Here is a 6,667-nt window from a genome sequence, read left to right on the forward strand (position 1 = left end):
TCTCAATGAGAACGGGGCGTTTTTTATGGGGTCGAATCAAGCGAAGCTAGGTGTCTCGCTGCTTTCTTCTACCAGTTCCAGCGCGATGTTGTTCTGCGTGTTGATCTTGCGATACAGCGCAGCATCGGTTTCCAGGACCTTTTCCCGAGCCGGGAAGATTTCCGCCAGTTTGCCAGCCCATTCACCGGAAGCCTTGTTCGGGAAGCATTTTTCGATCAGCTCGAGCATGATCGAAACCGTCACCGAGGCGCCGGGCGAAGCGCCGAGCAGGGCGGCCAAAGAGCCGTCCTTCGCCGCCACCAGTTCGGTGCCGAATTGCAGGATGCCGCCCTTTTTCGGGTCTTTCTTGATGATCTGCACCCGTTGGCCGGCCACTTCCAGGCGCCAGTCTTCGGCTTTCGCTTCAGGGTAGAAGCGGCGCAGGGAATCCAGACGCTGCTCCATCGACTGCATCACTTCGCTGACCAGGTACTTGGTCAGGTCCATGTTGTTTTTCGCCACGGCGAGCATCGGCCCAATGTTGCCGGCACGAACCGACAGCGGCAGGTCCATGAAGGAACCGTGCTTGAGGAACTTGGTGGTGAAGCCGGCGTACGGCCCGAACAGCAGAGACTTCTTGCCCTCGACCACGCGGGTGTCCAGGTGCGGCACGGACATCGGAGGCGAACCCACGGCGGCCTGGCTGTAGACCTTGGCCTGGTGGTGTTTGACCACGTCCGGATTGTCGCAACGCAGCCACTGGCCGCTGATCGGGAAGCCGCCGAAGCCTTTGCTTTCTTCGATGCCCGAGGCCTGCAACAGTGGCAGTGCCGCGCCGCCCGCACCGAGGAAAACGAACTTGGCATCGACTTCACGGCTGTTGCCGCTATTGACGTCCTTGATGCTGACAGTCCAGCCGCCGTTATTGCGTTTCAGGCCGGTGACGCGCTTGCAGTACTTGACCTGGGCATCGGGTGCGCTGGTCAGGTGCTTGAGCAATTGGTTGGTCAGCGCGCCGAAGTTGACGTCGGTGCCGTTCATCACGCGGGTTGCGGCGACGACTTCGTCCGCCGGACGACCGGGCATCATCAATGGCATCCAGTCGGCCATCGTTGCCTTGTCTTCGGTGTATTCCATGTCCGAGAAAGCGTGGTGCTTGCTCAGCACATTGAAGCGTTCCTTGAGGAAGGACACGCCACCGTCGCCCTGCACGAAGCTCAGGTGCGGCACCGGGCTGATGAAGGATTTGCACGAGCCGAAGGTGCCTTTTTTGGTCAGGTATGACCAGAACTGCTTCGACACCTCGAACTGGGTGTTGATGTGCACGGCTTTTTTGATGTCGACGGTGCCGTCGGCGGCCTGCGGCGTGTAATTGAGCTCACACAGCCCGGCGTGACCGGTACCGGCGTTGTTCCACGGGTTAGAACTCTCCGCGGCACCGGAATCCATCAGCTCGACGACTTCCAGCTTGATCGCGGGGTCGAGCTCTTTGAGCAGTACGGCGAGGGTGGCACTCATGATGCCGGCCCCAACCAGTACTACGTCGACTGCTTCGTTATGCGCCATTTAACGCGTCTCCAAAATCTGCAGCACCAAATTGTCGGCATGGCTGCCCGGCGTTCCGGGGCGTGTCAGTGAAGCCCCAGGTTCCCGTGGCAGTGTTGCCATGTCCGAATCTTCGCAATTTATCGCAACTTCGACGGACGCTACCGGCCGGGTTCATGAGGTCTATGAACTCATTACAACACGCGACTGGCAATTCGACTTATGGTCGAGACATCCGTTTGTGCAACCAAATCCGTAGCGGACAGGCTTCAGGCTCCGGTGTTCGAGGAGTACTCGGTCCTGTGTCGTTGGGCTGTATCAGACGCTAATGGTGCATGTTCAGACGCAAAACTATTCATTTGCTCGCCACACTCTTGTGAAGTTGTGAAAACCCGTTTTTTTCACGCTCTTTTGAAGACGTGAACCTCAAAAAAGGGCTGTCCCTGCCTGGCACCGGGCAAACAGCTCAGTGACCGAGCGTAATGACAGCTCTGCAGATTCGCGAAAAGTGGGGTTTTTGCATGAGAAACAGCAAGCGCGCCAGCTTCACTCGATCTGTGTGGGCGGCTCTCTGTGGGCGGTGCGGGGTGCCAATACCGAAGCATTGACGATGCTGCGAGGCCCGATCAGGAGACGTCCTTATAATCGGGGGGAGATTGTATCTAAGAAACGTAGGGAAATGGGCGTGTTTAATGACTTTTATTAGGCGTTCGGTCAGGTGGCCAACAGTTGCTGCGCCCGCGCACGCGGCTGGCGCTGGCTGACACGGGCGCTGGCGGGCAATGGATGGTGCAGCCAGTTGAGGCGGATTTCATCGATTTCGACCCAGCCATCGCCCATCGGCTGGAGGCTGCACTGTTTGAACGCCTGGCAATGGCCATTGCGGTCGAGCAGGGCGAAGCTGCGATGCAACGGGCGGGGTGCGAACAGCGAGATGAGGTAGCGCATGGCGAAGTACCGTGTGGGGTGACTGCTGTGAAGGTTGCCAGTGAGCCATGACGTGCATGTGTATAGGTGGTGACATCTGTGTGACAGGAACCGGTTTGCCGAGGATTTGTCAGAGAACACAGTATTCACTGTGCGGCGCTGGTTACCCGCAGTGGCCCACCGCTATACTGCCGGCCTGTTTGTGCCTGATTCTGGAGAGAAAAGCATGTTGCAACGCCTGTTGTTCGGTTTGATCACTGTGACCACCTTGACGCTGGTCGGCTGCGCCCACAGCCCGCAACAACTGAACCCGGAACCCAAGCTGAATGCTCAGCTGGCACCTGTCGGTCGCGGTCAACCGGTTGTCGTGCGTGTGGTAGACGGTCGTCCGTCGCCGACGTTGGGCACTCGTGGTGGCCTGTACCCTGAAACCAGTGCGATCACCGTACAGGGCGCGCAGATCCTGCCGAAGTTGCAGGCTCAAGCTGAAGCCGCCGTGCGCCTGCTGGGCTTTACCCCGACGGCGAGTGCACCCAATGCGCCGCAATTGACCGTGACCCTGGCCGAGCTGAAGTATCAGTCGCCCAAAGAAGGCATGTACGTGACGGAAGCGACCATTGGCGCAACGTTCCGCTCCGATGTGCAGAACGCCAACCGTCGTTACAGCGGTCGCTACGGTGCATCCCTGGACCAGCGTTTCGGCATGGCGCCAAACCAGGAAACCAATACCAAACTGGTCAGCGATGTCTTGAGCGATGCGTTGACGCGTCTGTTCAAGGATCCGACAGTGGGTCAGGTGCTCGGCGAATAAACTCCGCCGAAATAAAAAAGCCCGGTGCCAGCAATGGCCCCGGGCTTTTTATGGCGCCGTCAATCCCTGTGGGAGCGAGCTTGCTCGCGATGACGGTCCGACATTCAACATTGATGTCGACTGAGACGCCGCCATCGCGAGCAAGCTCGGCTCCCACAGGGTTTTTCGGTGTCAGGCGGCTTGCGAGTAGAAATCCAGCACACTCACCCCCGTCAGCAAATCCGCCTCCGGCAGATCCGCATGTTGATGCCCGCCCAGCGCGCAATACACCAGCCAGTGGCGATCCTGAACATTAAAGGCAAGGCTGCCTACTAAGGCTTGTTGTTCTTCACTCTGGGCGATGAGATACAGGCGATCCTGGTTTTCGGCGTGCAACATGACCATGTCCGTGTCGGTTTCGATGGGGCGAGAGACTGGCGTATTCAGATGACGAAGCCGTGACGCAGGACAGGAATCTGCCAAATGGTGAGTTATTTGTCGTAAAGCGGCGGGCAGGCGAGGCGGCTTTCGGTAGAATCCGCGCCGCGGTCGTCGGTCCGGCGCCTGCTACACCTGTTTTGTCCGAGGTTCGTGATGTCGCTGCATCTGATGACTTTGTTCACCGCCCATCCCGCCAAATTGATCAACCTGCTGGCCTTGCTGTTCGCGTTTCCGGGCAGCTGGCTGCTGCACGCCACGCGCCGTCGTGAACAACGCGCGCAGGCGCAACTGGCATCACAACGTCAGAGTCGTCCCAGTGAAGAACCTGTGCTGGATTGGGCGACCTTGCGCATGAGCCGGTTTTTCTATCGCTTCGGTTTCGCCTGCCTGGGATTGGCGCTGCTGGTGTCGTGGATCAGCACACGCTTTTGAAACCTTGAAGCAAAAGATCGTCCGAACGCGGCCCGAGCCTTCGGCAGCTCCTACACTGGTCGCATGTAGGAGCTGCCGAAGGCTGCGATCTTTTGATCTTGCTGTAAAAACCTAAAGCGCCAACCCGGCTTTCACCCGGTACTGATTACGCACCGGCGTCGCATATTGCAGCACCATGAAGGGTCGATGCTCTTGCGGGCAGGCCTCCAGACGCTGTTGCCATTCTTCCTGAGCCTTGGCCAACTCATCGGCCGCAAACACTTCAGCCGCCTTCGGCACCTGCAATTGCGGGTCGGCGTCTTTCCACTGTGCGTAAGCCAGGTAGTGCACCGGGAACAAGCGATAGCCGCCGAGGATCTGCTTGTCCATTTCGATCGCCAATTGCTTGGTGTCTTCGAACAGCTCGCTGATCGGCGCGGCAAAGTTCACGTGGACACGGCCCTTGTAGCCAGTGATGCCTTTGGCGATGCTCACGTCGTCCTCGCCCGGCACTTTGGTGTAGCTGCCGGTAGTGGCGCGGATGTAAAGCTCGCGGGCCTTGGCCTGATCGCAGGGGTCGTATTCATAGCTGATCGACACCGGGGTGACGTTCAGCGAGCGAATGACTTCGCCAAACGGCTCGTCCTTGCGGCTCATGTGGAACATCTTGAGAATCGCCGACTCGGTGCGGTCGTCGCCGTCCTTCGCCCGGCCTTCGGCCTGAGCGATCCAGATGGACGCACAATCGTTGCGGATCGAGTGGTTGATGTAAGCCGACAGCAGATTATAGGCCGCCATCTTTTCCCGGCGACCGGTGATCGAACGGTGCACGATGAAGCTTTTGTTCAGCCGCATCAGGTCGCTGACGAAGGGTTTTTGCAGCAGGTTGTCGCCGATCGCGATGCGCGGCGTCGGCAAGCCGGCGTGGTACACGGCGTAATTGACGAAGGCCGGGTCCATCACGATGTCGCGGTGGTTGGCGATGAACAGGTAGGCGCTGCCGGACTTGAACTGCTCGACGCCGGTGTACGTCACCCCGTCCGTGGCACGTTCGATGGTGTGGTCGACGTAATACTCGACTTTGTCTTGCAGCGTGGCCACCGAATTGATGCCGGCGAACTCACGGCGCAACCGATGAGCTATAAGAGGTTTGAGCATCCAGCCGAAAGCTCCGGCGAAACGCGGGAAGCGGAAGTGGGTGAGGATATCTAGAAACGCCTTGTCGCCGAGCAACCGTGCCAGCACTGCTGGGACTTCGCTATCGTCGTAAGGTCGGATGGCATCGAATTCGCCCATCATGCTCTCTTGTTAGAAACGGCTAGGGTAAGTAAAGGTTTTGATCGAAAACCACTGGGGCACGGTCTGAAAAGTCAGCCAGACAAAAATAGCCCTGCAAATAGACCGGCGATTATACGCACAAGTCACCCGGGAGACCGTGATGCTGGAAACTGCGCACTATGAATGTCCGTATTGTGGTGAAGAGGTTGAGACGTCTGTGGATCTGTCAGGGGGTGATCAGACCTACATTGAGGATTGTCAGGTGTGTTGCAGGCCCATCACGTTTGTGTTGCAGGTTGACGGAAATGAATGGCATCTCGAAGTTTTTAGCGAAAACGAGTGAGGGGCGTCTATGCAGCGAATCTATGAGCCGGAAAACCTGATGGAAGGCGAGCTGCTGCAAAGTATGCTGGCGAGCGAGGGCGTCGAGGCCCATCTGGTGGGGCGTGATTTGCTCGGGGGCAGCGGGGAATTGCCGGTATTCGGCCTGCTGGGGTTATCGGTCGACAACGGCCAGGCCGACTACGCCCGGGAGTTGATCGACGCGTACAATGCCGCGTTGCCAATGCCTGGCGATGAGCCGGAAAGCTTTCCCGGCACGCTGGTCTGTTAGGCTGGTGGTCGTTTTATCAAGAGTCGTGTTGCCCCATGTGTGGACGTTATGCCCTGTTTCGCTGGAACCCCGCCTTCGCGGCTCTGCCCGGCTTCCCTGCCGATCAGCAGGCCCAGTGGAATATTTCTCCCAATGATTCGGTGCTGATGCTGCGCGCAGGCGCCACTGGCCAGCGTGAACTGGCCCGCGCGCGCTGGGGCCTGACGCCGCCGTGGCTGACCGACTTGTCCCGCACCCCGGCCCATGCCCGAGCCGAAACCGTGGCGGAACAACCGATGTTCCGTCAGGCCCTGCGCGAGCGCCGCTGTCTGCTGCCGGCCAATGGTTTTTACGAGTGGCGCGGCACCACCCGCAAACGCCCGTACTGGCTGACACCGGGGGAGGGCTCGGCGTTGTTCTTTGCGGCGATCTGGGAAGCCTATCCGGTGCAGGAGCAGGTGTGGCTGAGTACGGCAGTGATCACCCAACCGGCGGCCAGTCAGCGCCGACCGTTGATTCTCGATGCGGCGGGCCAGGAAGCATGGCTGGATCCCGAGACGCCGTTGCATGTGCTGCAGGGGTTGCTCGCCAGTGAACCCGCAGCATTGCGCGAACGGGTATTGGCGAATCTGGTGAATGATCCGAAGTTAAATGCGCCGGAGTGTCTGACCCCGGGTTGATCTGTTGTCTCGGCTGGCCACTTC

The 6,667-nt window shown here is 59.1% G+C and carries 9 protein-coding genes; 5 read left to right on the forward strand and 4 right to left on the reverse strand.

What is annotated here, in order from left to right; genetic code table 11:
- Positions 1–36: 36 nt before the first annotated feature.
- Positions 37–1,545 (reverse strand): malate dehydrogenase (quinone), encoded by a 1,509-nt coding sequence (mqo, locus tag F8N62_RS29725; RefSeq protein WP_150713975.1) that lies wholly within the window; start codon positions 1,543–1,545, stop codon positions 37–39.
- Between the two features lie 693 nt (positions 1,546–2,238).
- Positions 2,239–2,472 (reverse strand): hypothetical protein, encoded by a 234-nt coding sequence (locus tag F8N62_RS29730; protein ID WP_150713976.1) that lies wholly within the window; start codon positions 2,470–2,472, stop codon positions 2,239–2,241.
- Between the two features lie 205 nt (positions 2,473–2,677).
- On the opposite strand from F8N62_RS29730, the gene F8N62_RS29735 reads away from it, so the two are divergent.
- Positions 2,678–3,262 (forward strand): YajG family lipoprotein, encoded by a 585-nt coding sequence (locus F8N62_RS29735; protein WP_150713977.1) that lies wholly within the window; start codon positions 2,678–2,680, stop codon positions 3,260–3,262.
- A gap of 171 nt (positions 3,263–3,433) precedes the next feature.
- Here the strand turns inward: F8N62_RS29735 and F8N62_RS29740 are convergent, their stop codons facing one another.
- Positions 3,434–3,640 carry a hypothetical protein gene (locus tag F8N62_RS29740; RefSeq protein ID WP_150713978.1) on the reverse strand — a complete coding sequence of 69 codons (207 nt, stop codon included), beginning with the start codon at positions 3,638–3,640 and terminating at the stop codon, positions 3,434–3,436.
- Between the two features lie 195 nt (positions 3,641–3,835).
- Here F8N62_RS29740 and F8N62_RS29745 point away from each other — a divergent pair, with 195 nt between their 5' ends.
- Positions 3,836–4,114 (forward strand): hypothetical protein, encoded by a 279-nt coding sequence (locus F8N62_RS29745; RefSeq protein WP_150713979.1) that lies wholly within the window; start codon positions 3,836–3,838, stop codon positions 4,112–4,114.
- 111 nt (positions 4,115–4,225) lie between these two features.
- Here F8N62_RS29745 and F8N62_RS29750 read toward each other — a convergent pair whose 3' ends face one another.
- The gene (locus tag F8N62_RS29750; protein WP_191632468.1) at positions 4,226–5,389 is read right to left on the reverse strand and encodes a 1-acyl-sn-glycerol-3-phosphate acyltransferase; all 1,164 of its coding nucleotides are present in this window, start codon (positions 5,387–5,389) and stop codon (positions 4,226–4,228) included.
- 142 nt (positions 5,390–5,531) lie between these two features.
- On the opposite strand from F8N62_RS29750, the gene F8N62_RS29755 reads away from it, so the two are divergent.
- The 3 genes from F8N62_RS29755 to F8N62_RS29765 are packed head-to-tail and all read left to right on the forward strand — an operon-like array spanning position 5,532 to position 6,643.
- A complete protein-coding gene (locus F8N62_RS29755) occupies positions 5,532–5,714 on the forward strand; it encodes a CPXCG motif-containing cysteine-rich protein (protein WP_150713807.1) in 183 nt (60 codons plus the stop codon).
- 9 nt (positions 5,715–5,723) lie between these two features.
- On the forward strand, positions 5,724–5,984 hold the full coding sequence (locus tag F8N62_RS29760) for a putative signal transducing protein (RefSeq protein WP_150713808.1): 261 nt from the start codon (positions 5,724–5,726) through the stop codon (positions 5,982–5,984).
- 35 nt (positions 5,985–6,019) lie between these two features.
- A complete protein-coding gene (locus tag F8N62_RS29765; protein ID WP_150713809.1) occupies positions 6,020–6,643 on the forward strand; it encodes an SOS response-associated peptidase in 624 nt (207 codons plus the stop codon).
- Positions 6,644–6,667 lie beyond the last annotated feature (24 nt).

The organism is Pseudomonas fluorescens (genome assembly GCF_902497785.1).
Taxonomy (GTDB): domain Bacteria; phylum Pseudomonadota; class Gammaproteobacteria; order Pseudomonadales; family Pseudomonadaceae; genus Aquipseudomonas; species Aquipseudomonas fluorescens_BO.

What these genes read in the sequence shown, in the direction of transcription:
- mqo (WP_150713975.1), bottom strand. Translation starts at nt 1,545, where the DNA reads ATGGCGCATAACGAAGCAGTCGACGTAGTACTGGTTGGGGCCGGCATC.
- F8N62_RS29730 (WP_150713976.1), bottom strand. Translation starts at nt 2,472, where the DNA reads ATGCGCTACCTCATCTCGCTGTTCGCACCCCGCCCGTTGCATCGCAGC.
- F8N62_RS29735 (WP_150713977.1), top strand. Translation starts at nt 2,678, where the DNA reads ATGTTGCAACGCCTGTTGTTCGGTTTGATCACTGTGACCACCTTGACG.
- F8N62_RS29740 (WP_150713978.1), bottom strand. Translation starts at nt 3,640, where the DNA reads ATGTTGCACGCCGAAAACCAGGATCGCCTGTATCTCATCGCCCAGAGT.
- F8N62_RS29745 (WP_150713979.1), top strand. Translation starts at nt 3,836, where the DNA reads ATGTCGCTGCATCTGATGACTTTGTTCACCGCCCATCCCGCCAAATTG.
- F8N62_RS29750 (WP_191632468.1), bottom strand. Translation starts at nt 5,389, where the DNA reads ATGGGCGAATTCGATGCCATCCGACCTTACGACGATAGCGAAGTCCCA.
- F8N62_RS29755 (WP_150713807.1), top strand. Translation starts at nt 5,532, where the DNA reads ATGCTGGAAACTGCGCACTATGAATGTCCGTATTGTGGTGAAGAGGTT.
- F8N62_RS29760 (WP_150713808.1), top strand. Translation starts at nt 5,724, where the DNA reads ATGCAGCGAATCTATGAGCCGGAAAACCTGATGGAAGGCGAGCTGCTG.
- F8N62_RS29765 (WP_150713809.1), top strand. Translation starts at nt 6,020, where the DNA reads ATGTGTGGACGTTATGCCCTGTTTCGCTGGAACCCCGCCTTCGCGGCT.